This window comes from Archangium violaceum Cb vi76 (genome assembly GCF_000733295.1).
Classification (GTDB): Bacteria; Myxococcota; Myxococcia; order Myxococcales; family Myxococcaceae; genus Archangium; species Archangium violaceum.
The window spans coordinates 14,838-41,389 of the sequence record NZ_JPMI01000020.1 but is presented as its reverse complement, the minus strand read 5'-3'; the positions used below and the strand labels follow the sequence as shown (position 1 = coordinate 41,389).

The following is a 26,552-nucleotide window of genomic DNA, read 5'->3' as shown; positions in this document are numbered from 1 at the left end:
CCACATGAAACAGGTCTCTCTCGAAATGAGTCTCTGAACCCATTTGCGTGGAGAGACCGGAACTGGATCCTTTCTGTCGCTTTGGCCCCACCATTCGCCGCGTGCTTGAACCTGACGTTGCGTCAGGTTGTACCGTTCGCCGGCGATGAAGAAACGAGCGACGAGCCAACGCCGCTGGCGGATCGGCGAGCTGGCGGATGCCACCGGCCTGACGGTGCGCACCCTCCACCACTACGAGCACCTCCGGCTGCTCGCGCCCGCGGCGCGCACGGAGGGACGCCAACGGCTCTACGACGAGAACGACGTGCGGCGCCTCTACCTCATCCGCGCGCTGCGCGACCTGGGGCTGTCACTCGCGGACATCGGCCGTATGCTCGATGACGACCGCGCCGCGCTCGCCAACACCCTGCGTGCCCACAGGGCTCGCGTCGATGCCGAGATCGAGCGGCTCGAAAGGCTTCGGACGCTCCTCGACCACGCGTGCGCGCACGCGGACCGCGACGCCGAACCCGACGACGTGCTCGCCACGATCGAGGCGATGTCCCGGGTCGTTCGCCGTGGCGAGGCACGCCAGAAGAAGGGGAAGGCCCCGGCGGATGCCGAGGCCCGGTGGCGGGAACTGGGCGACGCGCTTCGTGCCTGCATGGAGGCGGGTGAGGCCCCCTCTGCCCCGCGCCCTCGCGCCCTGGCCCGCGAGGCCCTGGCGCGGATCGTCGAGTTCGCCGGGGGTGACCGCGCCACGTTGGAGGCGCTCGCACACCTTCGCCGGCACACCCCCCCGAAGAATCTCGCCGGGTGGAACCCGGCGCTGATGCACTACCTCGACCAGGCACTGGCCAGCCTTCCCAAGACGGAGCACGAACCATGTTGAACGAACAGATCGCGAAGGACGTCGGACCGGCACATCTCGACATCGCCTGGGAGCAACGCGGTGATCCGAACCACCCGACGGTGCTGCTCCTGATGGGAATCGCCGCCCAGCTCGTGCACTGGCCGCCCGGCTTCCTGGAGGCGCTCGTGGCGCGCTCCCTCCACGTGGTGCGCTTCGACAACCGCGACTCGGGGCACTCCACGCACCTGCGCGATGCCCCGCCTCCCAATCTGCCCGCGGCGCTCCAGGGAGATCTGTCATCGGTGTCATACACGCTCTCCGACATGGCCGCCGACGCGGTCGGTCTGCTCGATGCCCTGAATATCGACGCCGCGCACCTCGTGGGAGCTTCGCTGGGTGGTGCGATCTCGCAGACGATCGCGATCGAACACCCGTCACGGGTGCGCTCGCTCACGACGATGATGTCGACGACTGGCGACATGTCCGTCGGGCAGGCACACCCCGCGACGATGAAGGCATTGTTTGGAGGGCCGCCCGCACGCACGCGCGAGGAGGTCGTCGCGCGCGCCGTGCGCAGCTACGAGGTGGTGGGCTCTCCAGCGTTCCCGGTGGATCCGGCGGCCGTGGCCGAGACCGCGGGGCTCGCGTACGACCGCGATTACGACGAGGTCGCCATCGCACGCCAGGCCGTGGCGTCGGTCGCGTCGGGTGACCGCACCCGGCTGCTGCGCGCGCTCGACGTGCCAGCGCTCGTGCTGCACGGGCTCGCTGACACGCTGTGCGACCCGAGCGGTGGGCGAGCCACGGCCGCCGCGATTCCGGGGGCCGAGCTCGTGCTCATCGACGGAATGGGTCACAACCTTCCCCCCGGGCTCTGGGAGCGGCTCGCCGATCACATCGCCGCCATCGTGCGCAAGGGAGAGGCAAAGGCGGCCAGGGCATCACCGCGGCGTTTGGAGGGTCGATGAGCCGAGGCGGGGTGTGGGCTTCTGAGCAACATGTCAGCCGAAATATCTGACATGTCAATGCCATCACTTGCGTTTTCCCATACGGCAGAACGCCCAGGCCTTCACAGAACTCCCAGGCCCTCACATTGGGAATGAATCGTGCTCAAGCAGCTGGCCAAAGAGAAGGAAGTGCAGGAATGAAGTGCGGAGATTGGTTGAGGCGATCGGGGCGAAACCTAAGTCCAGTTAAGCAGAGGGAGCACCTCTTGCGACTTTGGCCCCGCTCCCTCTCGACCCCATCTGCCGCCCCTAGCACACGCGGTGGATTCATATTATGGAGCTTCAGGAATGTAGCTTAATGCGCTGGGGTTAAAATCGGTGGAGGATCTTCATCGTGCCCTGGCATCCGAGGCAGCTGACGACCGAGCAATTGGAAGAGAGGCGGCTTGCCGCAGCCAAGCTCCTAGAAAAAGGGTATTCTCAGGTAGATGTTGCACGGAAGATAGGCGTCAGCCCGGCATCTGTGTGCTACTGGGCCAAAGCGTTGAAACTACGGGGTCGAGCAGGCTTGAGACAGCGTGTTCGGACCGGGCGTCCACCGCAACTGACGCAAGCTGCTTGGGGGGAAATAGCTCAGCTCCTCTCCCGGGGAGCGAGAGAATTCGGCTTCGAGACTGAACGCTGGACGCTCAAGCGCATTGCACAACTCATCTCGCGACGCTTTGGAGTACACTACCATCCCAACTATCTCGCTGTGCCACTGCATCGTATGGGATTTAGCCCTCAACGTCCTTTGCTCCAAGCGCGGGAGCGAGATGAAGAACTCATCAAAGCATGGTTGAAGCGGGATTGGCCCCGCATAAAAAGGGGGCTCGACGTAGAGGGGCAGCCATCGTTTTCGTGGACGAGACAGGACACTCGTTTCAAGGGCCCCCAACCACCACATGGGCTCCCGTCGGCCATGCGCCTGTTCTGAAGCGTGTAAGCAAGAGACGAGTAATCTCCAGCATTGTGGCCCTGGTCGCTCCATTGAATGACCGACCGCCAGCACTCTACGCTCGCCACTACAAGGGCAGCATACATGGCGCGGAGGTTGTTCAAGCGCTACGGTACTTTCGTCACATGGTCGGTCAGCCGTTGATTGTCGTGTGGGATCGGCTGCAAGCCCACAGAGCAAAGCTGGTAGCAGAATTCGTTGCCGCCCATCCCGATGATTTTCAGATAGAGTGGCTCCCAGGCTACTCTCCGGAGCTCAATCCAGAGGAAGGATGCAATAGCGTGGTCAAGCGAGAGCTGAAAAACATGCGACCAGCCAACGCAGATGAACTACAAAGCATGGCTCGGAGGGGTTTTGGGCGCCTACAGCGTCGTCATGACGTTCTTCGCGCATTCTTTCGCCGCACCCATCTCATTAAGCGACATACCTGAAGCTCCATACACGCTGAATTTCTCTAATGCAGAGATTGGGTAGCCCGAGTGCCTGCAGATTTTGCCGCCCAAGCCATTGCAACACCTCAGGACGATCCATTGATTGACGGGGAGCCAATGCGGACATAATCCCTGCCGTAGTGCGGGAAAGCCCAATACTTATCAAACTTACCATCGTCTGCGACGAAGCCCCCAATTCCAAGAAAAGTGGCAGCGGAGGAATCTGCTCAACAAGCTCAACCTGACCAACAGAACGAAAAGCAAATGAAAGCAAGTCCGAGTAACATTTGGTGAATTTGACGTACCTAAATCGCAGATCTTTCTCAATCAGGCCGAACACCTCCCGAATGGTCGTACCGATTGCTGGCTCACGTGTCTTGCTCTTGCGTTGTTTCATGCGTCGTTTATGTGCATCGTCGATTATTCTGGCCATCGACTCGCCGCGCATCCATCGAAGAGCCATTGTGGCATAATAGGTGTGAGAGCGATCTTCGGCACTCCGCCCTTCCAAGTGCATATGAATATTCTTAAACACCTCAGAAAGACCGAGATAGGGATCGCGCACTCTGCTTAGAGGATGGACTGGCAGTAGTTCCTTTCCCTTATTCCCTCTGACAACATGAAAGAAGTGCTCGTACAATGCCTGTTGCCTAATAGGGGATACAGTCGGATTCTTCTCAATTACCTCGACTGGGAGTGATATCCGCGTTGAGACCTGCTTGATGGCCGTTCTGATTTCATTCAACTCCTGACTTGTTAGGGGCTCTTCCACTTTAGACAATACTTGATCTAACCGACCGCTTTCATAAACCCCAAACAACTTGCTGAATGTGCTTTCGAGTTCCGGATCGGCACCTGATCGGTGCTCCTCATCTCGAATAAATTCGACGAGTTCCTCCCGACGCTCTCCAATCGCAGAGTAGAGCGCTGGCTGGATCTCTTGCTTACGCTCTCCATGGGTTGGGTCTTGTAGCCAATTCTTGTGGTCCAAGAGATAGACATACCCCTCGAACTCTTTGCCCATTCGACCAGCCCGCCCTGCCAGGTTCCAAAAATCCGCAGGCGATATTGGAGTATCTTCTCTCGTATCGCGATCTCGCCCCCTCGTTGGATTCAGCAGGAAAAGGTTTCGCGCCGGAAAGTTAACACCGTGCAATAAAGTGCTTGTACAAACCAGAAAATGTATTTCGCCATCCGCAAAAAGATCCTCGACTCCTGTACGAACGACCGAGGGCATGTTTCCATAGTGGAATGCAACGCCCTGTTCTATGGTTTGCGCCAACAAGAATTGGGGGTGAATATGAACCCTCAGGAATTGAGCGAAATCCCTAAGGGCTGGTGTCGCACCCTGCTTATCCTCTCTTGCATAGGCCTCTGCTTCAAGGTCGGAGATTCGTCGGGCAATATCTTCGCAAGCGGCAGGCCCACCGGAATAAACAAGGTTCTGTTGGTTCCTGCCAAAGTGCCAACTAAGGTTTGAGAGCATTTCGCTAGAGTCGAACAGTGGAGCTGAAAGAAATTGGGATCCAATTGTTTCGACTTTACCGCCGAGCGCTGCTCGAATAATGAACTCGTTATCTTGGCTACCACGATCGACAAAAACCAAGTGTTGAGACACCGATGGTTCGTTCGAAACGCTTTGCTGAAGCACTTCGAGATCAAACACCTTCTGAAATATCTCCGGGTTGGATATCAGTGGCGATATAAACAAAAGCTGAGGTGCCTGGGAGCGGTCCAATGCTCGTTCAATGACGCTTTGGAGCAGAACTCCGCGAGCCTCATCCCCAATCAAATGAGCTTCGTCTACTGCGATCAATGAAAAACCCAGACTTGGAGCTGCATCCAAAAGAATCTGCAAGCGCTCCTGAGTCAACACATAGAGCAATCGCTTCTCTTCGACATCTTCCGGTGGAACAGGAACTGTCGAAACAATGCTTTTTGGAATTCCAACTTCGTAGAGTATTTGCTCAAGAGAGCTAGCAACTTGTGTAATCAGCGCTCTCGTTGGAACAATATAAACAGCAGCCGCAGACGGAGACGAGGCTACACTGAGCGCAACGAAGTGCTGTAGCGCATATGACTTTCCGGCCGATGTTGGAGCAACAACAGCCGTTGGCTTTTTGTTGCTGAGGGTATTCCAAAGGTCGCGTTGGAAGTCAGTCAGAAGGAGTGACTTGCCTTGCGAAAGCGGAACCAAGTTTGTCTCTCGATGAGCTTCTGCTTCAAACCAGATGCCCAGCGGCAAATCGGCAACTGAATCGTAACCGTCTTGGCGACTTTGAAGATGCGCAGAGGCAGCAAAGTTCCCAAGCCGAGAGAATATGCACTCTAGCACGGATGCTAACTCTTTCGCTCCTGACGGACTGCAGTTCCAGGCAGCAACACCAATTTCATACGCAGCTTGACGAAATTCCGGATTGTAGGTGCCAGCAAAATGCACGGCCGACTGAAGAAGCCGGGTCACTGCCAACTCATCAGGGAAAATGATTTCGTCGCCAGGAAAGCCGAGGGCCAGCTTCGTATTCGCTTCAAGAAGTGTTCGATAATCATGCTGGAACTCAGCATGCGACCAGATGCGCTGTGAGAGTTCATCAAGCATCGCTCATTCCTAACCGCTTGAAAAACGCTTTTCGCAGCTCTTCGACATCGGGGAATGGAAGCAAGAAGAGGATAAACTCAAGCTCATCCAGGCCGCGGTTAACGATTTTCCCGCAAAACAACTCGCAAGCAGACTTGATTCGGAACAGAAATTCACTCTCAAATTTCTGCCTAGCATCTGAATCAGACAACCCCATCAACCCATCAAACTTATCAAAATCAAAACCAACAAAGCAGGCATAAACCTCCTTGCGCTGGTTGGCCTTCTCTGAATATGGGTCGAAATACTCAAGTAATGCCGCCTTTATTTTTGGATCGGAAATATTTGCATGATCGTGCAGAACGTCAATATCTCGCTCGCGTGGAGGGCGATCAGCATCGTGACCGAGAAACTCCTCGATTGAGTCGAGAATGGAATCCAAGGCTGAGGAAAGAACGGCGTAGAGCTTCGATTCTCCCCAGTACAGCACAAGACTATTTTGCTCTGCGTCCCACTGTACATGAATACTATCCGTGCCATGCACAGGCACATTTTCATTTGTTTTGAGATACATCTTTGAAACCAACTGCGGAGCTTTGAGGAATCCTTCCAACAGGATGAACAGAATCAACTCGCCTGGCTCACCAGAGGTCTTTTGTGACTTGATTGCCTTAGCAAAGAGGTTTCGAGCCTTATCGGTTAGCTCATGAATATAGCGTTCGTCGTTTGTCGCGATGAAGAGTGACTGCTTCTCCATCCGTTCGCGCCTAGTGATGCAAAAGGGAATGATTTTCCAGTAGATAAAATTGACAAATTCCTCAAGGGTCGGCTTCCCATTCTGGAAGGCTAAGTAGAAGAAACGCCCAGTTGCGCGAATGCCGTTTGCATCCCATGTGTAAACGACCTCTTTAAGGCGCGCTTCCAACCCTGTGTATACACCGGCAAGCGCAAGCGTGGTCTGAGCTGCATCTTGAGTGGGTGCTTGCATTCCAGTTGCTGGCTTTGCCGGAACGTGCGCAGCAGGTGCTGCCGGCTTCGCCGCAGGCACTGTCGGAACGGGTGCTGCTGGCTTCGCCGCAGGCCCTGCCGGCTTCGCCGCAGGCACTATCGGAACGGGTGCTGCCGGCTTCGCCGCAGGCCCTGCCGGCTTCGCCGCAGGCGCTGTCGGAACGGGTGCTGCCGGCTTCGCCGCAGGCCCTGCCGGCTTCGCCGCAGGCCCTGTCGGAACGGGTGCTGCCGGCTTCGCCGCAGGCCCTGCCGGCTTCGCCGCAGGCCCTGTCGGAACGGGTGCTGCCGGCTTCGCCGCAGGCCCTGCCGGAACGGGCGCTACCGGCTTCGCCGGACTAGGTGCTGCTGGCTTCGCGGAAGGATCTACTGGGGGTTTGTCAGGCATGCGTTATCTACTTCGCGACGTGGCTACCTGGGTAGAGAGCAGACGAGCGAGGAGCATGATTGTCAAGGCGCCTTAATGGACCTCGCCTGTCCCAAGTATCGGAAGTAAGCCGCGTCCCACCTCGCTCGCCTCACCATTCCCTCTGGCAGCCTGCGCCGGTACGCCCACCCGTGCTCCCCCACTGTTAGTGGCTACCGCCACGGGCTCCCACGAAACGCCGCCAGGCCCGCTCCAGGGCGCGTAGCATGCGCGGCGTGAGCACGGCCGGAGTCCTCCTCTTCCTGCTTCTGTTGGCCCTGCTCCTGGCGGGGATGCTGTCCATCGTCTTCCACACGTTGAAGATGGGCATCTCCCCCATGCCCACCTCCGGGAAGGTGCGCCGCCAGTTGCTCTCGCTGCTCCCCTCGGAGTTCGAGGGCACGCTGCTGGAACTCGGCTCCGGCTGGGGCACGCTGGCCTTCGCGCTGGCGGACCATTGCCCTCGTGCCCGCATCGTGGCCTTCGAGCTATCCCCCCTTCCCTACGCCTTCTCGCGCCTGCGCCTGCGCCTCGCCCCCCGTCCCAACCTCCAGCTCGTGCGCGAGGACTTCTTCCGCGCCTCCTTCGCGGGGGCATCGGCCGTGGTCTGCTACCTGTACCCCGGCGCCATGAGCCGCCTGGCGCCCAAGCTGTCCCAGGAGCTCGCTCCCGGCACCCGCATCCTCAGTCACACCTTCGCGCTCCGCGGGTGGAAACCCCTGCGCACGCTCGTCGTCGACGACCTGTACCGCACGCCCATCTACCTCTACGAGGTGCCGGCCCGGGAAGGTTGAGCCCTCCCTTCCTTCCCTCGGAAGTCATCCCGCCGAACCGCCCTGAGAGGTCCTCCGCACCCGTCAGACCCACCGGATACGATTCCCCTCGTCGCCGCCAGCCAACCGCGGCGCATCAAGGGAGGGACTCGTGGCGGACATCGCGGACGGCGCCCAGGTCGAGGTACAGGGCTCTGGTTCCAAGCCGTACATCCTGAAGAACACCGGTGGTGTGTACTCGTGCTCGTGCCCGGCGTGGCGCAACCAGTCCATCGCCATCGAGCGGCGGACGTGCAAGCACCTGCGCAAGGTCCGGGGGGATGCGGCGGAAGACGCCCGGGTGGGCGGCTCGGACGCCAGTGCTCCGGCCCGGCCGGCGGCGCGCAACGTCCGCCCGAAGTCCGGCGCCAACACCGTCGCGGGCGCGGAGTCCGACGCCGCCACGGCCCCCTCGCTGCTGCTGGCCCACTCGTGGGAGAACGACGTCGACCTCACGGGCTGGTGGATGAGCGAGAAGCTCGACGGCGTGCGGGCCTACTGGGACGGCAAGCAGTTCTTCTCGCGCCAGGGCAACCTGTTCCTCGCGCCCGACTGGTTCACCGCGAAGCTGCCCGACCATCCGCTCGATGGCGAGCTGTTCGGCGGCCGCAAGAAGTTCCAGCGCACCGTGAGCGTCGTGCGGCGTCAGGACCGGAGCGATGACTGGAAGGAGTTGGCCTTCGTCATCTTCGACGCGCCGAGGCTGGAGGCGCCCTTCGAGGAGCGGCTCGCGTATTGCCAGCGGTACGTGGAGGACGTGGCGCCCCCGTACGCCGAGTGGCTGGAGCACCAGACCTGCAAGGGCGTGACGCACCTGCGCGAGGAGCTGGCGCGCGTGGAGGGCCTGGGCGGCGAGGGGCTCATGCTGCGCAAGCCGGGCTCGCGCTACGAGGCGGGCCGCTCACACACGCTGCTGAAGGTGAAGAGCTTCAAGGACGACGAGGCCCGCGTGGTGGGGCACGCGGCGGGTGCGGGCAGGCACAAGGGCCGGCTGGGAGCACTGGAGGTGGAGCTGCGCGACGGCACCCGCTTCTCCGTGGGCACCGGCCTCTCGGACAAGGAGCGGGAGAACCCGCCGCCGGTGGGCACCATCATCACCTTCCGCTACCAGGAGCTCTCCAACGACGGCGTGCCGCGCTTCCCCTCGTATGTGGGCGTGCGCATCGACGCCGCGCCCTTCGAGCCCACGGCGCGGCGCAAGCGCGCCTGAGCCGGGATTTAACCTTCCGCGGGCTCCAGGGTTTTGACGAGCAGATGACGCCGGGCAACCGTCCCGGCGCGTCCCCCTGAAGGAGTCTCCGCCATGCGTCTGAAGCTCGCCCTGTCCGCCGCCGTTGCCTCGCTGTTGTTCTCCGCGCCCGTGCTCGCCCAGCAGCCCGCCGCTCCCACCGGCAACGAGGCGCACCATGGCAAGCACAAGCACAAGAACAGGGAAGCGAGGATGCTCCACAAGCTCGAGCGCATGGAGCACCGGCTCAACCGCGCCGTCGAGCGCGGCCGTCTCACGCGCCAGCAGGCGGACGGGTTCCTCGCCGAGGCCCGGCAGCTCCGCGATGACACCCAGGCGCAGCTCCAGGCCAGCGGGGGTCAGTTCACCGAGGAGCAGAAGCAGCAGTTCCGGGAGCGCAAGAAGGCCCTGCGCGACAAGGTCCGCGCGGCCATGAAGGCCACCCAGCCCCAGAGCCAGCCACCCACCCAGGCCCCCTGAGGGCCCCGGTGCGGCGGCGTCGAGCCAGCACCAGGAGCCTTCCCCTTCCACGGATCCAGGGAGCCCGGCCGGCCGTCACCGGCTCCCTGTCACGGGGCGCCCTACTTCGCGTCCTGGGCCGTGCCGTTGCGCATCGTGGGGTCGCCGAGGAAGCCGGAGAACATCAGCCGGTTGGGCGAGCACCTGCCCGCCTCGGCCACCTTGCCAGGCGTGGAGTTGGAGATGAGCGCGGAGGTGACGGCGTCGGGAACGGCGACGGGGTTGCGCTCCAGGAAGAGCGCGGCGAGCCCCGCGACGTGCGGCGAGGCCATGGACGTCCCGCTGATGGAGCGGGTGGCGGAGTCATCGGAGATCCACGCCGAGGTGATCTTGTCGCCCGGAGCGAAGACGTCCACGCAGGCGCCCCAGTTGGAGAAATTGGCGCGCTTGTCGGCATCCGTGGTGGCGCCCACGGTGACGGCGTTGGGGCTGCGGGCCGGGGAGCGCGAGCAGGCATCCTGGTTCTCGTTGCCCGCCGCGACGACGAAGGTGACCCCCGAGGCGATGGCCTTGGCCACGGCCTCGTCGAGCGCATCGCTCTTGCCACCGCCCAGGCTCATGTTGGCCACGGCGGGGAGCAGCCGGTTGTTGGTCACCCAGTCCACGCCGGCGATCACCCCGGCGGTCGAGCCGGAGCCGCTGCAGTTGAGCACGCGCACCGCGTGGAGCTGGACGTTCTTGGCGACCCCGTAGACCTGGCCACCCACGGTGGCGGCCACGTGCGTGCCATGGCCGTTGCAGTCGTTGCCCTTCTGCCCATCCGAGAAGGCGTCGAAGACGACCTGCGCGCGCCCACCGAACTCGGCGTGCGAGACGCGGATGCCGGTGTCGATGATGTAGGCGTGCACGCCCTTGCCACTGGCGCTGTAGAGATAGGTCTGGTCCAGGGGCAGGTCGCGCTGATCGACGCGGTCGATGCCCCAGGTGGCCTCGGGCTGGCGCTCACCGATGGCGCGCATCACCCCGTTCTCCTCCACGTACTCCACCGACGCATCCGCGGCCATCGCCCGGGCCTGCTCCGGAGTCATCCGGCTGGCGAACCCGCGCAGCGCGTGCTCGTACGTGAGGAAGGCGCTGCCTCCGTAGCGCGCCGAGAGGCTCTCCGCGATCATCGCCGGAGCAATCCCCTTCTCCCCCACGCGAGGGGGCTTGAGGACGACGATGTACTCGCCCTGGACGGGCTGGGCGGCGGCGATGAACTTCCCGTCGCGGGCCATGGATTCCACGGAGGCGGTGGGGCAAGGCGAATCAGCAGGTGGCGCGGGAGGCTTGGGCAGAGTCGCAGCCGGGCACCCCAGCAGCACGGACACGGACACCGCGGATACGACCATCCAGGATACGGTACGAAGACGCATCGATTCCCCCTATTGCTTGATAATAAAAGTCTACCTGTTTCAGTTTAATCCGACGTCTGACGCCCCATTTCCTGTCCACACCTTCCACCATCTGTTCAATAGCAGACGTCCATGGGCCGCTACTTCCGGGGTGGCGGCTCCACGGTGCGCGGCTCCTCCGGGGAAGGCTCGCGCTTGAAGGGGCTCCAGGAGACGACCACCTCCTGGCCCACCGCGTCATGGCCATACAGCTGGTCGAGGAGTTGTTTGATTTCCGGCAGGGCCTCGGAGGCGCGCACCGTCACGTAGCCGCGGAAGCCGCCATTGCCGAGCTCCTCCTCCACCTGGAGCACCTCGCGCCAGGGCCGCATGGAGGTGTCCGCCTGACCATCCCAGTGGAGGGAGATGCGCTCGAGCCGCTCCCAGGTGACGGCCTTTCCTTCCGGGACGCGAACCACCACGTCGCTGCGCCAGCCGCCCTCGGGAAGCGGGCGCCAGCGGGAGACGCGCAGCTCGACGGGAGGAGGCTCGGAGGGAGGCTGCCCGCGAGTGAGCGCGAACGCCGTGGCCTCCAGGGGCCCACCCCGGTCGAGACGGGCCTGGAGCCGCACGGTGAAGCTCTTGATCTCCTGGGGGCCGATCGCCTCGAGAGGATAGGTGTGTTCGACGCGGGGCTCGGAGGTGGTGGAGGTCGTGCCATCTCCGAAGTCCCACGCGTACGCCATGATGCGCGCACTGCCCTGATGGAGGGCCTCGAAGGAGAAGCTCCCCTGCCCTCGCTGGGAGACCCGGATGCGCAGGGGTTCGTTGCGCTGGGCCTGCTGCTCACCGCACCAGCGCACGTCGAGCTCCACTTCGCGCTCGGCCAGCACGCCGACACGCCGTCCGCCGAGATCCCTGCAGACCTGGAATCGTACCCGGTACCTGCCCGCCGTCTCCGGCGCCTGCCATTGGAGCGCCGGCCCGGGATGAAGCTCGGCGCCACTGCCGGCAACCGGCCAGACCCACCGGTAGACCGCGCCCGGCTCGGGCTCCCCGCCGAGACGGGCGGACAGATGGAGCGATTCGCCCGCGCACACCCACGAACGGTCCATGTCGATTCCCTCGATCACCACACTGGACGTCAGTGACACCCGCTCTTCGTTGAGGGCCGCGGAGAGCGCCTCGCCCGAGGCCGCCAGGGAAGTGGGTACGGGGGGCGGCGGTGGTGACGGAGCGGGAGGCGCCGGAGGCCGGACCTCCGGGGCGGAGAGACGGCGCTCGGGGACAGCGGGAGGCCGGGGTGGCTCCTCGCTGACGGGCCGGGGCCACACCGCGACGACGAGCACGAGCAACAGCGCCGTGGCGGCGAGTCCCACGGCGACGCGAGCATGCATCCTGGTGGCAGGACGCTCCGGGTTTCCAGGGGGCGCGGGGGCGTTGGGCACGGAGGACTAGAACCCGAAGTCGTTCAGGTGGCGGCGGTAGCCCTGCGAGTTGGGCCGGTACCACTGATCATCCCAGCCCTTGAACTCCACATCATCGAGCAGACGCTCGGTCTTGCTGTTGAGGGTGACGGAGTTGATGAGCTGCACCGTCGTGGAGCCCACGTTGCGGGAGACGAGCCGGTTCGAGGTGGCGGTGTCGAGGTATTGATAGGTCGTGCGGCTGCAATAGTCCTGGAGGAAGCAACCACTGTCACAGGTGCTCAGGTTGTTGTAGGTGGCGTGTTTGTCTTCGGCGACGTAGAGCGTGGGCCAGCCGCGAGAGGCATTGCGCGAGTCGATGGCCGTGTCGTACTCGAGCTGTCCATACGAGTACCAGGCCGACGAGTCACAGCTGCTCTTGCGATGGGCGGACAGGTAGGCCCAGTCCAGGTACCACCTGCCACCGGAGTAGTGGACCTCGAGGATCTGGAACTCGGGGTCCCCGTCGTGGCCGGTGGTGACACCGGTGTCCTCGAGGAAGGTGTCCATGTAGAACACCTGGAGCGTGCGGGTGGAGAAGCTGGTGCTCTTCACGGCGTAGTACGGGCGCCGGTCGAAACCGCTCTCGCCGCTGTCGAACCAGAAGAGGGGCATGAACCAGAAGGCGACCTGGTGCTCACAGTCGTCGTTGAGCCCATCGCGGTCGGCATCGGTGCCGGTGCCCCAGCAGTTGTCTCCGTAGGGGATGGTGGAGAGGCCATCGGCGCGGGCCGGGCCTGGCAGGGCGAGGAACAACCCCAACGCCACGACGACGATTCGGGTGAAGCGATGCATACGAGCCTCGGGGGAAGGAGGGCTCGTATGGTACACGTCCGCGAGACGGAAGAGGACCCGGTCCGTCCAACGAGGTAGAACGCGACGACCATGACGCCCAGACTGCGACGACACTTCGAGCACGAACTGAACCAGTCCGGAGAGGCCGAGATGCGCGGAGACCATGCCTCGGCGTGGACGTTCCTCGAGCGCGCGCACATCCTCAGCCAGGCCCATGCCGGACCGCACATCCGGGTGCATTGCGCGATGCTCGCCTTCGCCTGGCGCAGAAGGAACGTCCGTGAGTTCCTGGGTCAGATTCCGCGGGTACTGCTCGCCGGACCCGGCTCCCTGTTCGGCCGTGCACCCCTGGGCAACACGGGCGGTGCGAACGTGGGCATCTTCACCCCCATGCCCATCCCCGAGGATCTCCAGGCGCTGCTCCGCGACACATCGCCATGAGCATCACCCGGTCCGAGCAGTGGGATGTCTTTCTGAATCACAACAGCAAGGACAAACCTCTCGTCGAGCAACTGGCCCGTCGATTGCTCGAACAGGGGATCCGGCCCTGGTTCGACAAGTGGGACCTGGTGCCAGGAGATGAGTGGCTCCCCGTCATCACGGGTGCGGTGCGGGAGATTCGCTGCATGGCGGTGTGCATCGGCCCGAAGGGATGGGGGCCTGTGCAGGACTCCGAGATGCAGAACGCCCAATACCGGGCCATGAGCGACCCTGGGCGCCGGGTCATCCCGGTCCTGCTCCCAGGGGCCGAGCAGACCGAGCTGAGAGGCCTGCTCGAGAACCGGACCTGGATCGATCTGCGTCAGGACGATGCCGAGGAGTTCCGCCGTCTGTGCTCCGCGATTCATGGCAGGGCACCGGGTCCCGGCCTGCTCTCTTCCCCGGAGTGCCCCTACCGCGGCCTGCAAGCCTTCGAGCGTGAACATGCGCGAATGTTCTTTGGCCGCTCCGACGACACGGCGCTCCTGCTCGACAAACTGCGTCAATCCCAACGGCTGCTACTCGTCGTGGGCCCTTCCGGAAGTGGTAAATCGTCGCTCGTGCTGGCGGGCCTCCTCCCCGCCGTCGTCACGGGACAGCTCAACGGTTCGTATGACTGGCGCGTTGTCTCCCTGCGGCCGGGGACGCGGCCCTGTCATGCACTCGCACTCGCCCTGGGCCCGCTCGAGCCCAGAACGAACCAACCCATCGACACGACGCACTTGCAAGCACGGCGACAGCGCCTGTTGAGCAGCCCGGAGACGCTCACGGATCATGTCGATCTCGCACTCGCGCACGAACCACGCTCCCCCCGGCTGCTCCTCGTGGTCGATCAACTGGAGGAGGTCTTCTCGCAATGCCGGGATGCGGCCGATCGCGCGGCCTTCCTGGACAATCTCCTGCGCGCGGGAGCCGTGCCAGACGGGCGCGTGCACGTCATCGCCACCCTGCGCTCGGACTTCCTCGGCCATTGCCAGGAGCAGAAAGGGCTGGCGGAGCATCTGAACCGCGCCACGTTCCTCCTACGGCCCTTGACCGAGCTCGAGCTGCGCGAGACGGTGACCCGGCCAGCGGCGCTCTCCGGGCTGCGCTTCGAGTCTGGGCTCGTCGACGCGCTCCTGGCGGCCGTGCAGGCCCAGCCTGGCAATCTGCCCCTGCTTCAATTCGCACTGCTCCAACTCTGGAACGAGCGGGCGGGAGACCTGCTCACCTGGGAGGGATACCGCCGCATCGGAGAGTTGCCGGGAGCCATCGCCCGCAGCGCGGAGCAGGTCTTCCATGGACTGACGAAGACGCAACAGCAGACGGCACGGCGCGCGTTCAGCAAGCTCATCATCGTGGGAGATGGAACCGGGGATACGCGACGCCGTGTTTCACGTGCGGAGCTCGCGGAAGCCGGAGCCGATGTGTCGGACCTCCTGGACCGGTTCATCATCGAGCGGTTGCTCGTGGCGGACGGCGATGACATCGAGCTGGCGCACGAGGCGCTGGTGCATGGATGGAAGCGGCTCCGCGATTGGTTGGATGAGGATCGCGAGCTCCTGCTGCTGCGTCAGGAAGTGGCTCGCGCCACGGAGGCCTGGCAGCGCTCCGGGAGAAACGCGGACGAGCTGTGGCGAGGCACGCGGCTGGCACGCGCCAGGGAGCTGGAGACCCCCCTGGCGCCCCTGCTGACTAACGAGGAGCGTGCCTTCCTCCAGGAGTCGGTGGAGGTCCTCCAGAGAGCCGAGGAGGAAGCGGCGGCGCGGCGGAAACGAGAGACCGAGCTGACCCGGTTGGCGGTGGCTCGAATGCTGGCGATGCGCTCGGCGCAGGTGCGGCCACGACAGCCCATGTTGTCGCTGCTGCTGGCTCGTGAGGCCGTGCGCTCCCGTGGCGATGAGGAGACACGTTCGGAGCTGTACGCTGCGTTGCTGGGCAGCCCGCAGCGCAAGAGCATCCCGTTGGAGGCAGAATACCCCGCCCCCTCGGCCTACTTCCGTCCGAGCCCGGATGGAAAGACGCTGCTGGCCCTGATCGGCCGGAAGGCCGCGCTCCTGACGCTCGATGGAAAGCTGCTCACGTGGCTCCCCGTGGAGAGCAACCATGTCGGGTCCGCACGCTTCAGCCCGGACGGTGAGGTGGTCGCGATCATTCCCAGCCTTTCGTACAAGGATCGCTCCATCGCGGCGTGGCTCTTCAACACGCGCGGCGAGCTCATGTCGACGCTCCGGGATGGCGGTCAGGAGGAGTCTTCGAGCTGCGGGGAATTCAGCCCGGATGGGCAACTCCTCCTCACCGCGCGCATCGACGGTGCGGTGCGCCTGTGGAGGCGTGGCGGAGAGCTCGTGGCCCGGTTCAACATTGGCGGAACCTGGCCCTACGGTTACTTCAGTCCGGATGGCACATGGATCCTCGTCATCGCATCCGAGAACCGTATCGCGGCCCTGTGGAACAGCCGGGACGGGGAGGTGCACAAGCTCGAGGGTCACGAACACCGCATCATTGACGGTGATTGGAGCCCTGATGGCCAGCATGCCCTGACAGTGGCTCGAGACAACACAGCGCGAATCTGGGGCCGCGATGGCCAAATGGTGGCCACACTCACCGGACATACCTCGCCGCTCAGCGGTGGCGAGTTCCACCCATCGGGGAAGCGCGTGCTCACCGTCAGCGAGGATGGCACCGCGCGTGTGTGGGATCTGACAGGGAAGAGCCACCTGATCCTCCATGACGCGAGTTCAGCCCTCCAACGAGGCTCGTGGAGCCCGAGCGGCCGGCACCTGTTGACCGAGGAGGGTGATGGCACGGTGCGCATCTATCGCGCCAACGGAAGACTCCTCACCACCCTCCAGAATCAGGATGTGCAGGGATGGTTTCAGGTGAGCGTCTTTCCGGCCTGGAGCCCTGACGGCACCTCGTTGCTGACGTCGAGAGAGGATCGTGCGACAGATGGCTCACGGATAGACGTATGGGCTGTCGAACCCGGGCCAGCGCTGGCACTCCAGGGGCACGAATCGGACGTCCGGCACGTCGACCCGCAGCCACGGGGGAACCGATTGCTCACGGTGTCCTACGATTGCGTTTGCTTGTGGAATGAACACCATGCGCTGCTACGCCGTCTCGAGCCCCAGCACGATGAATCCGGCAAGACCCTCGGGTTCCAGAACGCCCGCTGGGCGCCTGGCGGCGAGCGATTCCTGACCTATGGATTCGCCGATTTCGTGCAACTGTGGGACCGGGACGGCAACGCCCTGGCCGTGCTGCGAGGAGAAAAGCGGCATCAGCACGACATCAGGCACGCGTGCTTCAGCCCCGATGGAACCCGGGTGCTCACGGTGTCGAACGATGGAACCGGGAGGCTTTGGAGCCTGGAGGGCGTGGAAGTCGCGCGGATGGGAGACCACTACTGGGGAGTCGAATACGGAGAGTTCTCCCGCTCCGGAGACCGGGCCCTCACCCGTAATGCACATCAAGAGGTTTTCGTCTGGGACCTGCGGCCTCCCTTCCTGGAACTCGATGACCCGTACAGGCCTTTCGGCGTGCATCTCCATAAGAACGGCGTTGGACCCGACACGCCCCTGGTCATCCATCATCGAGCAACGGGTGACGAGCCCACGAGCGAACCGATAAGAGAGGAAATCCATCCTGGGCCCATTGCTCCGTACAAGGCGGCCCGGCTCCTCTTTCACCGCCCCAACAAACTCACTGACCACATCGACGGTGCGCACCTGCTCCCCGATGGCACCCACATCCTGTTGCTGGAGCAGGGTGCTCCCCGCGTGAGCATCGAGAGCGGGATGAACGAGAAACCGCGACTCCTCGCGCCGGGTCGAAAGGTGACCTGCTGCACCCTGAATCCGGAGGGAGCCCGCCTCTATCTTGGCTATGCGGATGGAGTCGCGGAGGTGAGGAGCTCGAACGGCGAGGAGGTCCTCCTGAAGCTCCATGGACACGAGAAGGCCGTGCGGAAGATCGGGTCTACTCCCGATGGCCTCCGCCTGTTCACCGCGGCCGAGGACGGGACGATCTGCCTCTGGGAGTCGGACGGCTCGCGGCTGGCGACGTTGAGAGGACACCTGGACCCGATCTCGGATGTGGCCTTCCTCGGCGATGGACAGACCCTGGTCACAGCGGCGGGCCCGGTGGCGTGGCTCTGGCCCGCGACGAAGAAGGGACTGCTCGCATTGGCCAGGAGCCGGAGTCTGCGAGAGCTGACGCCCGAGGAGCGCGAGCGTCATCTGGTGCGAAAGCACTGAGACGCCAGTCTCACCCCTGGCGCAGCACGAGCAGCCGCAGCTCGGTCATGTCCTCGATGGCGTACTTCACGCCCTCGCGCCCCAGTCCCGAGCCCTTCACACCCCCGTAGGGCATCGTGTCGACGCGGAAGCTCGGCACGTCACCCACGACGACGCCTCCCACCTCCAATTCGTCCCACGCCCGCATCGCCCGCGACAGGTCGTTCGTGAAGACGCCCGCCTGCAGCCCGTAGCGCCCGGCATTTACCTCGCGCAGCGCGTCCTCGAAGGAGCCGAAGGGCTGGAGCAGCACGACCGGCCCGAACGCCTCCTCCGCGCTCAGCGGCTCGTCTGCGGGCACGCCCTCCAGCACGGTGGCCTCGAGCAACGCGCCCCGCCGCCCTCCCCCGGCCAGCACGCGTGCCCCGCGCTCCACGGCGCGGTGGATCCATCCCTCCAGCCGGCGCGCGGCGGCCTCGTCGATCATGGGGCCGAGCGTGGTGGCCTCGTCCCGGGGGTTCCCCGCGCGCAGCGCCCGAGCCCGGGCAACGAGCCGCTCGCGCAGGGCCCCGTACAGCTCCTCGTGCACGAGCACGCGCTGCACCGAGATGCAGCTCTGCCCCGCCTGGAAGAAGGCCCCGTGGGCGATGCGGTCCGCGACGAAGTCCAGGCGCTCACCCTGGTCTCGGTCCACCACGCAGGCCGCGTTGCCGCCGAGCTCCAGCACTACCTTCTTGCGTCCCGCGCGAGCCTTGAGCTCCCAGCCCACCTTCTCCGAGCCCGTGAACGACAGCAGCTTGAGCCGGTCATCCTCGATGAAGGGCCCCACGTCCTCGAGGCGCGTCGGGAGGACCGAGAAGGCGCCCTCGGGGAGGTCCGTCTCGGCGAGCACCTCGGCCATGATCATCGCGCTCACGGGCGTGCGGTCCGACGGCTTGAGCACGAACGGGCAGCCGGCGGCGATGGCGGGCGCCACCTTGTGCGCCACCAGGTTGAGCGGGAAGTTGAACGGCGTGATGAACGAGCACGGACCCACGGGGACGCGCTGGGTGAAGCCCCGGTAACCCTCGGCGCGCTTGGACACCTCCAGGTTCAGCACCTCTCCCCCGCCGCGCACGGCCTCCTCGGCCGCGGCCTTGAACGTGTCGATCAGCCGGGTGACTTCACCCCGTGCGTCGCGCAGGGGCTTGCCCGCCTCGATGCAGAGTGCGAACGCGAGCTCCTCGGCCCGCTCGCGGAAGCGGCGCACGCAGTGCTCGAGCACCTCCTGACGCGCATACGGAGCCAGACGCCGCATCGGGCCGGCCGCTCGCACGGCGGCGGCGATGGCCTCCTCCACGGCGGCGGCATCCGCGAGCGCGACGCGCGTCACGACCTCGCCCGAGTATTTGTCGGTCACGGCCAGCTCCGCGTTGGGCTGCCGCGGGCGGTTGGCCAGGTAGTACGGGTAGCGTTCTGCCAACATGGGGGTCCTCACTTTCTCTCTCTCAGGTTCGTGGCTCAGCGCACCGCGGGGTCCTCGGCACTGGCTCCGAGCGCGCGCGCGTTGTCCGAGTAGTCGATAGGCAGGTCGATGACGTGCACGCCGCCCGATTCCAGGCAGCGGGCGAGCGTGGCGCCGAACTCCGAGGCGCTCGCCGGGCGGTGCCCCTTCGCCCCGTACGCCTCCGCGTAGCGGACGAAGTCCGGGTTGCCCAGCTCCATTCCGAAGTCCGGGAGCCCCATCTCGCCCTGCTTCCAGCGGATCATCCCGTAGCCATCGTCGCGCACCACGACCACGGTGAGATCCAACTTCAGGCGGACCGCCGTCTCGAGCTCCTGCGAGTTCATCATGAACCCGCCGTCACCGCAGACGGCGAGCACCTTGCGGCGCGGATGGACCAGCTTCGCGGCGATGGCGGACGGAAGCCCCGCTCCCATGGTGGCGAGCGCGTTGTCGAGCAGCAGCGTGTTGGGCCGGCGGCAGCGGTAGTAGCGAGCGAACCAGAGCTTGTACATGCCGTTGTCCAGGCACACGATTCCGTCATCCGGCATCGCGCGCCGCACCTCGGCGACGAGCCTCGCGGGGTAGATGGGGAAGCGATCATCGCGTCCCCCCTCCGCGAGCTGTGCGTCGAGTCCCGCCCGAGCGCGCTCGAAGGAGGAGAAGTCCCAGTGCGACCGGGGGCCGACCCCCTCCGCGATGCGCCATACCGCGTTGGCGATATCGCCGGTCACCTGCACCTGCGGGAAGTACACGGGGTCGACCTCGGCCGAGGAGAAGTTCAGGTGGACCACCGTGCGGCGGTGGTCGCGCATGACGAACGGCGGCTTCTCGATGACGTCATGGCCGACGTTGATGATGCAGTCCGAGGCCTCGATGGCCCGGTGGACGAAGTCTCCGTCGGAGAGCGCGGCCGTGCCCATCCAGAGCGGATGCGTCTCATCCACCACGCCCTTGCCCATCTGGGTGCTGAAGAAGGGCACGCCGACGCGGTCCACGAAGACGCGGAGCATCTCCGAGGTGAGCTTGCGGTTGGCGCCCGCGCCGATCATGAGCAGCGGGCGGCGGGCGGACGCGATGGCCTCGACGGCCTGGGCGATGGAGGCTTCATCCGCCACGGGCCGGCGAAGGACAGCGGGTGCGAGGGGCGCGGCGTCCGTGGACTCGCGGGCCACGTCCTCGGGCAGCTCCAGGTGGGTCGCGCCGGGACGCTCCTCCTCCGCGCGGCGGAAGGCCTCGCGCACCGCCGAGGGGACGTGATCCGCGGAGACGAGCGTCCGGGTGGACTTGGTGAGCGGCCGCATCATTCCCACCACGTCGACGATCTGGAAGTGGCCCTGCTTGCTGGCCTTGATGGGCTTCTGGCCGGTGAGCATGACCATGGGCATGGCGCCGAGCTGGGCGTACGCGGCGGCCGTGACGAGGTTGGTCGCGCCGGGTCCGAGCGTCGCGAGGCACACGCCCGCCTTTCCGGTGAGCCGCCCCCACGTCGCGGCCATGAAGCCCGCGGCCTGCTCGTGACGCGTGACGACGAAGCGCACGCCCGAGGCGCGCATCGACTCGAGCAGGTCGAGGTTCTCCTCGCCGGGAAGTCCAAAGACGCAGCGCACGCCCTCCGATTCCAGGGCCTTGACGAACAGATCCGATGCTTTCATGGGCTCACTCTCCTCCGGTACGCGACAAGATCTACGCGCGGCCGGCGATTCGTACATTCGTTTGTTCCCATGGAGCCGATAGGCATTGCCTATGATGGGAGAATGGAGCTCCGACACCTCCGCTACTTCTCCGCCGTCGCCGACACGCTGCACTTCGGACGTGCCGCGAGGCGCATCCACGTCTCGCAGCCCACGCTGTCGCAGCAGATCCGCCAGCTCGAGGAGGAGCTCGGCTCACCCCTCTTCGAGCGCGCTCGCAGTGGCGTGCGGCTGACACAGGCAGGGGAGCTGTTCCGCACCTATGCCTCACGGGCGCTGGAGGACGTGGATGCCGGCCGGGTGGCGGTGAGCGCCCTACGGGGACTGACCACGGGAGCGCTGCGCGTGGGTTACCCGCCGAGCATGCGAGGGGTCGTCGTGCCGGCCCTGGCCGCCGTGCTGCGCAAACACCCGGGTCTCGCGCTGAGCGCCGAGGAGGCGGTCGTGCGGCGGTTGGAGCGGCGGCTCTCGGACGGCAAGCTGGACGTGGGGCTGGGGTATGCGCCCGCGCGCGCACCGGACCTCGACGCCGAGCCCGTCTTCGACAGCAAGCTCGCGCTCTTCGTGGCCAAGGGGCACCCCCTGGCGGGAGCGGAGTCCGTGGCCTTGCGGCAGCTCAAGGACGAGCCGTTCGCGCTGCTCTCACCCGGGCTGCGCGTGCGTGCGCGCGTGGACGTCTGGTTCGATGCCATGCGCTTCACGCCGAACATCGCGCTCGAATCGAACGCGGTGGCCACCGTGCTCGCCATCGTGCGCGCGGGCCTCGCCGTCACCGTGCTCCCCGAGCCCCGGCTGGCCGACGCCGAGCGCCTGGTGGTGAAGCGTCTCTCCCCCGCCCCACGCTCCGAGCTCGCGGCGCTCCTGTGGCGCAAGGGCGCGCCCCGCCCGCCCGCGGCCGAGCTGTTCGCCACGGAGGTGCGCGAGCGCGCGAAGGAGGTGGGAGCGTGAGAGCTCAGCCGCCCTTGGGGAAGTTGCGGCAGGCCTCGTCGTAGTCCCGCCACCATGCCTCCAGGGCCTTCATGTCGGTGGCCCGGGGCTCGTCTCCGGCGCCCGCCATGTCCAGGTAGGCGTGCAGCAACGGGCGGAAGTGCGGGTGCGCACACCGCTCGATGATGTCCACGGCGCGCCGCTTGGGCGAGCGGATGTCCATGTTGAGCGCGTAGCCGTGCTCGGTGACGACGCACTTGATGTCGTGCTCGGTGTGGTCGATGTGCCTCACGTACGGCATCACGCAGCTCACGACACGCCCGTCCTTCAGCGGCCGGGTGGACGGCGTGTGCACGATGCTCAGGTAGGCGTTGCGGAAGAAGTCACCCGAGCCCCCCAGCCCGTTGACGATGCGCGAGCCGTCGATGTGCGTGGAGTTCACGTGCCCGTAGATGTCCACCTCGATGGGGGTGTTCATCGCGATGACGAACAGCCGCGAGATGATCTCCGGGCTGTTGGACAGCCACATGGGCCGCAGCACCAGCTTGTCCCGGCAGCGCTCGAACATCTCCAGGAAGCGCTGGCGCCCCTCGGCCGAGAAGGAGACCGCCGTGGCGGACGCGTTCTCGAACTTCGCGTCGTCCTCCACGTAGCGCAGCATTCCGTCCTGGAAGACCTCGGTCCAGAAGCGGATCTTCTGGAAGGGGGATGCGTAGAGTTCGCCGATGATGGCGTTGGCCACGTTGCCCACGCCGGACTGGATGGGAGGCAGGCGCTTGCCCCAGCCGAACTGCTGGCGGCACTGCATGAGGAAATCGATGACGTTCTGGGCGATGCGGCGATCCGTGTCGCTCGCGGCCTTGAAGGGCACCGGGTGATCGGGCGTGACGGACTCGACGACGGCCACCACCTTGCTGCGGTCGAACTCGACGTACGGAGTGCCGATGCGGTCGCGCACGTTCACCAGGGGCAGCGGCCAGCCCACCTTGGGGTGCACGGCGGGCAGGACGATGTCATGGAAGCCCGTGTAGTCCGGCACCGCGGTGTTCACCTCGAGGATGACCTTGCGCGCCCGGGCGAGCGCCTCGGCGGAGACACCCACCGACGAGGAGAGGACGACACTGCCGTCCTCGCGGATACGCGACACCTCGACGACGGCGACGTCGATCTCCCCGTAGAACCCGTACATCAGGTTGCGCGCGAAGGCGGACAGGTGGACGTCGGTGAAGTCCATCTCCCCCGAGTGGATGAGCTTGCGCGAGATGGCCGAGGACATGTACGGCCCGCGCTTGCGGATGAAGGGGGCCATGGGGCCCTCGACGTCGTCCGACAGCGAGGCACCGCTCAGCAGGGTGATGCGGGCCTCGGGCGCCGTCTGGGCGAGGTGACGGGCGAGCGCCGGGAAGAAGGTCTTTGGCTCGCCCGACTTGGTGAAGCCGCTGATGGCCACCGTGCTGCCATCGGTGACGTGCTTCACCGCCTCCTCCACCGGAACGACCTTGGCCAGCAGTTCAGCGTTCTCGATTCGGTCCCGCAGTGTGGTCATGCCCTCATGCTGCATCCTCCGGCATCCCACGCAAGCGATCTCAGCAAGCCTCCAGGCCCATGGTGGGGAACTGGCGCGCCATGGCCTTCCAGATGGGCATGGCCACCGCCGGACGCGCGGCCAGCACGTGATCGAACGCCAGCAGGGCGAAGATCTCGGAGAGGACCGGGACGTTGTAGGCGATGGGCCGGGGGCCCGCCTGATCCGGAATGGACAGGAACCGGCCATCCGCCTGCTGCTGGCGGACGAGGTACCTCACGCCGCGCTCGAGCGTGGCGGGCTCGTCGAAGTGGCTGAGGGCAATCAGCGCGTACGACGTGCTGATGGGATCGCTGACGTCACCGGCCCGCTGCCCCCAACCGCCGTCCACGTTCTGCGAGCGCCGCAGGTAGTCCAGGCAGTACTCCTCGGCGAGCTCCATCGTCATCCTCAGCCCGGAGGCGCTCTCGGGCAGCAGCCTCATCGCCAGCAGGGCACGGAAGATGGCGTTCGTCTCGCTCAGGCTCCAGCTCCGCTCGAAGGAACCATCCGCCTTCTGGTGGGTGACGATGTAGCGGATGCCCCGCGCGATCAGCGCGGCGTGCTGCTCCCGGTTGGGGGCCAGGGCGTTGAGCGCACCCGCCGTCATGGCGACCTCCGACTTGCTCCCCGCGACGAACGTCGGGAAGCCGCCGTCAGCGCCCTGCATGTCCACCAGGTACGCCTCGGCCCGCTCGATGGCGTGGGCATGGCGCACCGGATCCAGGGCCCGGAGGAACTCCAGGCAGTACGCCGTGTCGTCCACGTCCGTCTGGTGCACGTCCTCGGCGTAGGCCCAGCCCCCATCGGGCTGCTGCTCGCCCACGAGGTAGTCCGCCATGCGGTACAGCAGGGACTTCCGGGTCCCGGCCTCCACCAGCGCCAGCCCCGCCGTGGCCGTGCAGAAGATTTCCATCCCCGTGATGAAGGGGATGCCACCATCCGCGTTCTGCACCGAGATCAGCAGGCCGATGCCGTTCTGGAGCGGCTGGCGGTGCCGCGGGAAGTGACGCAGCGCCAGCAGCGCGAGGATGTTGGCCAGCAGGTGCTTCTCCCAGGCCCCTTCCGTGCTCTGGGTGGCCGTCAGCAGCTCCACGTCCTCGGCGCGGATCCACTCGGGGAATCCGCTCCCCACCGCATGGAGGATGCGCAGCGAGGCCACCGTCACGCCCACCCAGCTCTGGTACTTCTCCTCGCCGCTGTTCGAGAAGTCCTCCGGCGTGAGCACGGAGTCGAACGGCGCCAGCCCCAGCTCCGCCATGAGCACGCTGAACATCATCCGCTTGCGCCGGTTGGTGAAGTGGTCGAAGCCCGCCAGGTACGCCCTGACCGCCTCCGCGTCCTGGCTCGTGCTCTCCCCCAGCGCATGCCGGCGCAGCACGGCGTGCAGGGGATCCTCCCGCTCGTCGATGCACTGGGCCCGCAGGTAGTCTTCGATCCGCCCCCGCACCTCCGAGAACAGGCCCAACTGCTGCAGCAGGTGCAGGCTCAGCACCGACTCCAGGACGCGGCTCTCACACTGGCCCCGCACACACCCGTCCTCCCCCACCTGCGTCTCCAGGTACTCCCGGAGCTGATCCCTCGCGACCACGGCACCAGGCTCCGACGGGCCGCGGGCCGGCCGACCCATCTCGAATGCGGGGACGTTCATGTACGGGGAGGTGCGCATGGGGGAGGCCCTGTGAAAGAGGGAGCGCGACAGTCGACGAACAACCAGACTGAATAATTTCAATAAGCCAGAAAAGGGTGTGAGGCAACCCTCTTGAGTCAGTTTCTACTCACTGACGACCTCCTACCTTGAGCGCCAGGCACAACATTGGATCCGGCTCCTGAAAAGCCCAGGAATTGAGAGCCTTTACGACGCCAAGGGCTCACGACCACGCGATGGAAAAAAACCGTGGAGCGAAATTCGCGCAAAAATATGGGTCCAGATACACCCAGCCCCGGCGAAGCCGAGCTTCAGGGCTCGGCCACGATGAAGGCGGACGCGTGGCGACAGGCCCGCGGAGAGGGGCCCGGCCTACCTGAAAGGTGAAGTGGTCAGCCTCGGGGCGAGGACCCGAGAACGGGGGCCGCGAGCAGCATCCGGGTGCGCTCGAGCACATCCTCCCGGGTGGCCACGGCCCACCCGCGCTGCTGGGCGAGCACCCGCAGGGCGGGCTCGGGCTCGAAGGCCAGGGGCAGGCCCAGGCGCTCGAAGAGGACTGAATCGGTGATGGAGTCACCCAGGGCGAAGCACCGCTCCAGGCGCACATCCTGTCCGCGCGTCACCGCATCGAAGATCCGGCTCTTCTCGCCCAGGGCGCCCGAGGACAGGTCCACGCTCCCCGTGTAATAGCCGTCGCGGCGGGTGAACAGGGCGCCACAAGCCTGGGAGATGCCGAGCTCGTCGGCGACGCACTGGATCATCTCCTGGGGACTTCCCGAGATGATCACGCTCCAGTAGCCCGACTCCCGAAGCAGGCCGACCAGGGGCCGCACGAAGCCGAAGAGCTTGCTCCGCTCCTCCTCCCACACCTTCCGGGCCAGGGCATCGACGGTGTCACACCGGATGCCCTCGAGGGCCTGGGCGTAGAGGGTGTAGGCGCGAGCGGCCATGGTGGGGAAGTCGATGGCCCCCTGCTTGTACTGGCGGAGGACCTCGAGGACCCCCTCGGCCCGGGGACGGTGACAGGCGCCCGTGGCCATGAGGGCCCGCAGCAGCTCGACGCCCAGGGCTCCCGGGTAGAGTGTTCCATCGACGTCGAGAACCGCGGCCTTCAGTTCGTTGCTCATCCCCATCGCGCCTCTGGGGCGGTTATATCCGAATCCAGCGGACGAACCCACCGCCAGGCCAGACCTCCGAGGTCACGTCCCTT

General features: G+C 65.2%; 21 protein-coding genes. 11 read left to right on the top strand and 10 right to left on the bottom strand.

Translation table 11 applies throughout. The features are described from left to right. The first annotated feature begins 145 nt into the window (after positions 1 to 145). From Q664_RS03810 to Q664_RS62860, 4 genes are all read left to right on the top strand, one after another. Positions 146 to 871, top strand: a complete 726-nt coding sequence (locus Q664_RS03810; protein ID WP_052517637.1) for a MerR family transcriptional regulator — start codon at positions 146 to 148, stop codon at positions 869 to 871. Further along, entirely contained in the window at positions 865 to 1,800 is a 936-nt protein-coding gene (locus Q664_RS03805) for an alpha/beta fold hydrolase (RefSeq protein ID WP_052517636.1), read from the top strand. Before Q664_RS03810 ends, Q664_RS03805 begins: the two co-directional genes overlap by 7 nt. Positions 1,801 to 2,173: 373 nt before the next feature. Continuing rightward, positions 2,174 to 2,755 (top strand): winged helix-turn-helix domain-containing protein, encoded by a 582-nt coding sequence (locus Q664_RS51535; RefSeq protein WP_052517635.1) that lies wholly within the window; start codon positions 2,174 to 2,176, stop codon positions 2,753 to 2,755. Further along, entirely contained in the window at positions 2,680 to 3,207 is a 528-nt protein-coding gene (locus Q664_RS62860; RefSeq protein ID WP_160174327.1) for a transposase, read from the top strand. Before Q664_RS51535 ends, Q664_RS62860 begins: the two co-directional genes overlap by 76 nt. On the opposite strand, the gene Q664_RS54435 is transcribed toward Q664_RS62860, so the two are convergent. Together Q664_RS54435 and Q664_RS54430 are read right to left on the bottom strand one after the other, a co-directional pair. After that, positions 3,191 to 5,806: a DEAD/DEAH box helicase gene (locus Q664_RS54435; RefSeq protein ID WP_084609503.1), complete on the bottom strand. Its 2,616-nt coding sequence runs from the start codon at positions 5,804 to 5,806 to the stop codon at positions 3,191 to 3,193. The two genes, Q664_RS62860 and Q664_RS54435, sit on opposite strands and share 17 nt — an antisense overlap. Continuing rightward, the gene (locus Q664_RS54430) at positions 5,799 to 6,773 is read right to left on the bottom strand and encodes a HamA C-terminal domain-containing protein (protein WP_084609502.1); all 975 of its coding nucleotides are present in this window, start codon (positions 6,771 to 6,773) and stop codon (positions 5,799 to 5,801) included. The genes Q664_RS54435 and Q664_RS54430 overlap by 8 nt, the downstream gene beginning before the upstream one ends. On the opposite strand from Q664_RS54430, the gene Q664_RS57280 reads away from it, so the two are divergent. From Q664_RS57280 to Q664_RS03790, 4 genes are all read left to right on the top strand, one after another. Beyond that, positions 6,764 to 7,132 carry a hypothetical protein gene (locus Q664_RS57280; protein WP_160174326.1) on the top strand — a complete coding sequence of 123 codons (369 nt, stop codon included), beginning with the start codon at positions 6,764 to 6,766 and terminating at the stop codon, positions 7,130 to 7,132. The two genes, Q664_RS54430 and Q664_RS57280, sit on opposite strands and share 10 nt — an antisense overlap. Positions 7,133 to 7,432: 300 nt before the next feature. Continuing rightward, positions 7,433 to 7,990: a class I SAM-dependent methyltransferase gene (locus Q664_RS03800; RefSeq protein ID WP_235216543.1), complete on the top strand. Its 558-nt coding sequence runs from the start codon at positions 7,433 to 7,435 to the stop codon at positions 7,988 to 7,990. Between the two features lie 130 nt (positions 7,991 to 8,120). Beyond that, positions 8,121 to 9,218 (top strand): DNA ligase, encoded by a 1,098-nt coding sequence (locus Q664_RS03795; RefSeq protein WP_043389891.1) that lies wholly within the window; start codon positions 8,121 to 8,123, stop codon positions 9,216 to 9,218. 93 nt (positions 9,219 to 9,311) lie between these two features. Then, positions 9,312 to 9,716 carry a hypothetical protein gene (locus Q664_RS03790; protein WP_043389890.1) on the top strand — a complete coding sequence of 135 codons (405 nt, stop codon included), beginning with the start codon at positions 9,312 to 9,314 and terminating at the stop codon, positions 9,714 to 9,716. A gap of 101 nt (positions 9,717 to 9,817) precedes the next feature. On the opposite strand, the gene Q664_RS03785 is transcribed toward Q664_RS03790, so the two are convergent. From Q664_RS03785 to Q664_RS03775, 3 genes are all read right to left on the bottom strand, one after another. After that, positions 9,818 to 10,972: a S8 family peptidase gene (locus Q664_RS03785; RefSeq protein ID WP_235216542.1), complete on the bottom strand. Its 1,155-nt coding sequence runs from the start codon at positions 10,970 to 10,972 to the stop codon at positions 9,818 to 9,820. 257 nt (positions 10,973 to 11,229) lie between these two features. Beyond that, positions 11,230 to 12,465 carry a PKD domain-containing protein gene (locus tag Q664_RS03780; RefSeq protein WP_052517634.1) on the bottom strand — a complete coding sequence of 412 codons (1,236 nt, stop codon included), beginning with the start codon at positions 12,463 to 12,465 and terminating at the stop codon, positions 11,230 to 11,232. A gap of 57 nt (positions 12,466 to 12,522) precedes the next feature. Beyond that, a complete protein-coding gene (locus Q664_RS03775; RefSeq protein ID WP_043389888.1) occupies positions 12,523 to 13,329 on the bottom strand; it encodes a hypothetical protein in 807 nt (268 codons plus the stop codon). 90 nt (positions 13,330 to 13,419) lie between these two features. Here Q664_RS03775 and Q664_RS03770 point away from each other — a divergent pair, with 90 nt between their 5' ends. Together Q664_RS03770 and Q664_RS03765 are read left to right on the top strand one after the other, a co-directional pair. Continuing rightward, positions 13,420 to 13,770, top strand: coding sequence for a DUF3703 domain-containing protein (locus tag Q664_RS03770; protein WP_043389887.1), 351 nt, complete (start codon positions 13,420 to 13,422; stop codon positions 13,768 to 13,770). Next, a complete protein-coding gene (locus tag Q664_RS03765) occupies positions 13,767 to 18,047 on the top strand; it encodes an nSTAND1 domain-containing NTPase (RefSeq protein WP_052517633.1) in 4,281 nt (1,426 codons plus the stop codon). Before Q664_RS03770 ends, Q664_RS03765 begins: the two co-directional genes overlap by 4 nt. A gap of 10 nt (positions 18,048 to 18,057) precedes the next feature. Here the strand turns inward: Q664_RS03765 and Q664_RS03760 are convergent, their stop codons facing one another. Together Q664_RS03760 and Q664_RS03755 are read right to left on the bottom strand one after the other, a co-directional pair. Beyond that, positions 18,058 to 19,491 (bottom strand): aldehyde dehydrogenase family protein, encoded by a 1,434-nt coding sequence (locus Q664_RS03760; RefSeq protein ID WP_043389885.1) that lies wholly within the window; start codon positions 19,489 to 19,491, stop codon positions 18,058 to 18,060. A 35-nt stretch (positions 19,492 to 19,526) separates the two neighbouring features. After that, the gene (locus Q664_RS03755; protein ID WP_043389884.1) at positions 19,527 to 21,164 is read right to left on the bottom strand and encodes an acetolactate synthase large subunit; all 1,638 of its coding nucleotides are present in this window, start codon (positions 21,162 to 21,164) and stop codon (positions 19,527 to 19,529) included. A 102-nt stretch (positions 21,165 to 21,266) separates the two neighbouring features. Between Q664_RS03755 and Q664_RS03750 the strand changes: the two genes are divergently transcribed. Then, entirely contained in the window at positions 21,267 to 22,151 is an 885-nt protein-coding gene (locus Q664_RS03750) for a LysR substrate-binding domain-containing protein (RefSeq protein ID WP_043389883.1), read from the top strand. Between the two features lie 4 nt (positions 22,152 to 22,155). Here Q664_RS03750 and Q664_RS03745 read toward each other — a convergent pair whose 3' ends face one another. The 3 genes from Q664_RS03745 to Q664_RS03735 form a co-directional block, all read right to left on the bottom strand. Next, positions 22,156 to 23,676: an acetyl-CoA hydrolase/transferase C-terminal domain-containing protein gene (locus Q664_RS03745; RefSeq protein WP_043389898.1), complete on the bottom strand. Its 1,521-nt coding sequence runs from the start codon at positions 23,674 to 23,676 to the stop codon at positions 22,156 to 22,158. Between the two features lie 40 nt (positions 23,677 to 23,716). After that, complete coding sequence (locus tag Q664_RS03740; RefSeq protein ID WP_052517632.1) at positions 23,717 to 25,285, bottom strand: prenyltransferase/squalene oxidase repeat-containing protein; 1,569 nt, start codon at positions 25,283 to 25,285, stop codon at positions 23,717 to 23,719. A 449-nt stretch (positions 25,286 to 25,734) separates the two neighbouring features. Continuing rightward, the gene (locus Q664_RS03735; protein WP_043389882.1) at positions 25,735 to 26,469 is read right to left on the bottom strand and encodes an HAD family hydrolase; all 735 of its coding nucleotides are present in this window, start codon (positions 26,467 to 26,469) and stop codon (positions 25,735 to 25,737) included. Positions 26,470 to 26,552: the final 83 nt, after the last annotated feature.